Raw genomic sequence first — 3,328 nt, 5'->3', positions numbered from 1 at the left:
TCCACCTAGGGCCATGAAGGCGCAGGGGAAGAGTAGTAAACCAGACCAACCGATGAAGACGAAACGGTCTCTTTTGAGCCAGTCATCGAGAGCATCAAACAGCCCTCTTTCTGGGGCGCGTCCGACAGCAATGGTCATGGGGGTTTTCTCCGAAAAATGTATATTATTGCTAAGATTCCGCGCTCTCTTCTCCATCTATCCGAGCAGGCCAGCAGATGTGTAGAAGAATTGTGAGAAATCTTTACTTTTCTTAACTTACACTATATTGGGAAAAATGGCCAAGATTTTTTAGGTCGATCTTAAAAAAATCTAAAATTTTTTCGGGAGACCAGTTGCTGGGCGTTGCGGGGGGAGATGGGGATTTGGGGAGATGGGGAGATATTCCGCCTCAATTGCTTGGTATTGTCGTCTTCACGTCTTGAGTGGAATGCTAGACCTCTCTGTGCGGTAATTATGCCCAAATTGAGGTGATTAAACCCCACAGTGCGGTATTTAGGTTTTATTTAGGGGGTTTTAGACCGATGGAAGTGGGATAGTAGGATGGAGGGGGTTGCTCGATCGCAGGAGGCGGTATAATTGATGGTTAGCGCAGCCATGTCTTCCCACAATCCCTTCTTAAGTGGTAGAATACACGTTCTAATTATGGTTGTGTTTTAGGTGAAAATGAAAAGGGATTGAGAATGGATGTAAAGCAGTTAAAGGTGATCGACCTTTTTGCGGGTGCGGGTGGGTTTGGTCTAGGGTTTAAGTTGGCTGGGTATGATTTATTATGCTCGCTGGAATTTGATCAATGGGCTTGTGATACCTTAAGAGAGAATGATAAACAGCACGTTGTTGTAGAGAAAGATATTCGTGATTTCCAAGCACCTGATGAAATCAAGTCTGTTTGTTCTATTAAGCCTGACTTAATCATTGGAGGGCCACCTTGTCAAGGCTTTAGTATTGCTGGTCCAGCGCAAAAAGATCCAAAGGATCCTCGAAACAGCTTGTTTGTTGATTTTGCTCGATGGGTTGAGTATTTACAACCTACAGCCTTTGTAATGGAGAATGTAAAAGGGTTATTGTCACGAAAAAATGCGGCACATGAGCGCGTGATAGACATTATCCAAAACACATTTGAAAATATTGGTTACAGTGTAGAACTTTGGGTATTGAATGCCGCCAATTTCGGTGTGCCTCAAACTAGGGAAAGAATATTCATTGTCGGAAACAATTTAGGTATAGATAAAATCGGGGAACCCCAAATAAACCATAATCTAGATATCACAGGTTATCCAGAACAAAATGAACAATTATCATCATTCCCAAAGGGAGAATTTTCTCTTGTCCCCGCGATAACTTTGTGGGACGCAATATCTGACTTGCCAAATCTACAAGCTAGTGAAGGGTGCGAGGTGCAGGCATATTTGCATAGACCGACAAATTCTTATCAGGAATGGGCAAGAGAAAATTCTAATGCGCTGTTCAATCATGTAGCAATGAATCATTCACCTCGTCTGGTCGAAAGATTCAAACATATAGGATGGGGGGAATCAAGCGCAGATGTCCCTCCAGAACACATGCCACGCACACGTAACGGCAATGGCAATCTGTCTCATCAGGCTTATGACCAGAACAATCGCAGGTTACATCCTTATAAACCGTCTCATACCATTGCCGCTTCTTTCTATGCCAACTTTATACATCCTTTTCAGCACAGAAATATTACGGCACGAGAAGGAGCACGCCTTCAATCATTCCCTGATTGGTACAGATTTATGGGCAAGAAAACAACTCCTTCCCATAAATTACTAAAACGCGAAGGGCGGTTGGAAGATGCCCATTTATGCCAATATAACCAAATAGGCAATGCCGTTCCACCTTTGTTAGCCAGAGCGATAGCAATTCATTTACGCAAGGAGTTGTTTGATGTTAGTACACGGTTCCAATCTGCTTCAAAAAGAAGCACATCAGACGAAATACTTGGACGCAGAGAGCCGTCAATATCTCGCTGAGATTAGAGAAAAATACAATGCTTGGCATCTAGCCAATGCCCAGTTAATTGGGCCGTCTGCGAAGTGCCTAGATCAGGATCAAGAAATAGTTCAACAACGTGTTGTTCTGCTTGAAGAGTATAAAGATTTTCTTGATCAACAACATTATGCAGAAAAGTTTGACTCTCGCTCTAATCTTCATTCCTCTGTTCTGGAAGAATTTTTGTACTACTTGTTCCGTGATTTAGTAGCAGACTTTGGGGAAAACGCACTTATCGGCAAATCCCATGCCTTCAAGGACATATTTTTTGCCCCACCTAATTATCAAGGCATGATGGAACGTGCTCATGCTCGCATTGAGATCAAAGATCATGACTTTGTAATTGGGGTAACCATATCGGCAAACCTTGATTTGAAGACAAATCGCGACCATGAAAAGGATGGGCAATTGAGAATTGCAGAGGAACCGGGCGAATATACTGCGCGTTGGCAAGAAAACTCTGAAATACACTACTTTGATATAGCTGCTGTAGCTATTGAATGCAAAACGTATCTGGATAAGACAATGCTTGAAGGGTCATCGCGTGCTGCTGAACAATTGAAAGCTCGTAACCCTAATTCTTTGTACATAGTTGTCATGGAATGGCTTAAGCTTACCAGTGCTGTCAATCTCCGCAAGTATGAGGTTGATCAAATATACGTTTTTCGGAAACAGAAAAACACAGACAGGGAATTTCGATTTGCTGACAGTTACCACAAGAAACCTATTGATCCCAATGTCGTATGGCATCTGTATCAAACTGTCCGCAATCACCTTACAAAAGATTGGGAAGGTGGGGTAGAACAAGGATTAGAGCGGGGGTGGTTACTTTAGAGCGATCGCAGATATGGTCGGGTGCATTAACCAAATCTAACCCAGCCTAAGTTTGATCGCTATCGCTGTAGTCAAGAGTGCGATCGCCGATCTTGTAGGGTGCGTTCCCTGATGCAATTCCTAATTACTCCGCCAATAAATTCCTGGGAACGCACCAAGATTATGGACTTTGAGCAAGCGATCGCAGCTTGAGGGTGCGTTCCCCGAAGCTTTCGGGTTTTGCAAACCAGATTTGGACAGAACTATAATAACAATTGTACTTAACCATGTACAACTCTGATGAGCGTCAACATTGTTAACTTTATTGCGATCGCTGATTCTGTAGTGTGATCGCCGATCTTATATACTTTAGACGTTCATAATCTGAGATTTATTAAACTTCTGAAATCGTAGAGTCAGCAAGGAATCCAGTTCTTTTTTATGTTTCAGATGGGCATCATTCAGACATTCATAAATAGCTGAAGAAAAGTCAGAAAAGTTC

General features: G+C 42.6%; 2 protein-coding genes and 2 pseudogenes. 2 read left to right on the top strand and 2 right to left on the bottom strand.

The features are described 5' to 3' along the window. A pseudogene (locus tag IM509_RS01325) lies at positions 1 to 138 on the bottom strand (photosystem II D2 protein (photosystem q(a) protein)); the annotation flags it as partial. Positions 139 to 680: 542 nt separating this feature from the next. Between IM509_RS01325 and IM509_RS01320 the strand changes: the two are divergent. Together IM509_RS01320 and IM509_RS01315 are read left to right on the top strand one after the other, a co-directional pair. Next, positions 681 to 1,994, top strand: a complete 1,314-nt coding sequence (locus tag IM509_RS01320; protein WP_249264989.1) for a DNA cytosine methyltransferase — start codon at positions 681 to 683, stop codon at positions 1,992 to 1,994. Further along, on the top strand, positions 1,909 to 2,847 hold the full coding sequence (locus IM509_RS01315) for a Bpu10I family restriction endonuclease (RefSeq protein ID WP_185236924.1): 939 nt from the start codon (positions 1,909 to 1,911) through the stop codon (positions 2,845 to 2,847). Before IM509_RS01320 ends, IM509_RS01315 begins: the two co-directional genes overlap by 86 nt. A gap of 348 nt (positions 2,848 to 3,195) precedes the next feature. Here the strand turns inward: IM509_RS01315 and IM509_RS01310 are convergent. Next, positions 3,196 to 3,328 (bottom strand): annotated as a pseudogene (locus IM509_RS01310) (IS630 family transposase); the annotation flags it as partial.

This window comes from Microcystis sp. M31BS1 (genome assembly GCF_020245285.1).
Classification (GTDB): domain Bacteria; phylum Cyanobacteriota; class Cyanobacteriia; order Cyanobacteriales; family Microcystaceae; genus Microcystis; species Microcystis panniformis.
The sequence above is the reverse complement of the archived record's forward strand: the minus strand, read 5'-3'. Positions and strand labels throughout refer to the sequence as shown.

What these genes read in the sequence shown, in the direction of transcription:
- IM509_RS01320 (WP_249264989.1), top strand. Translation starts at nt 681, where the DNA reads ATGGATGTAAAGCAGTTAAAGGTGATCGACCTTTTTGCGGGTGCGGGT.
- IM509_RS01315 (WP_185236924.1), top strand. Translation starts at nt 1,909, where the DNA reads ATGTTAGTACACGGTTCCAATCTGCTTCAAAAAGAAGCACATCAGACG.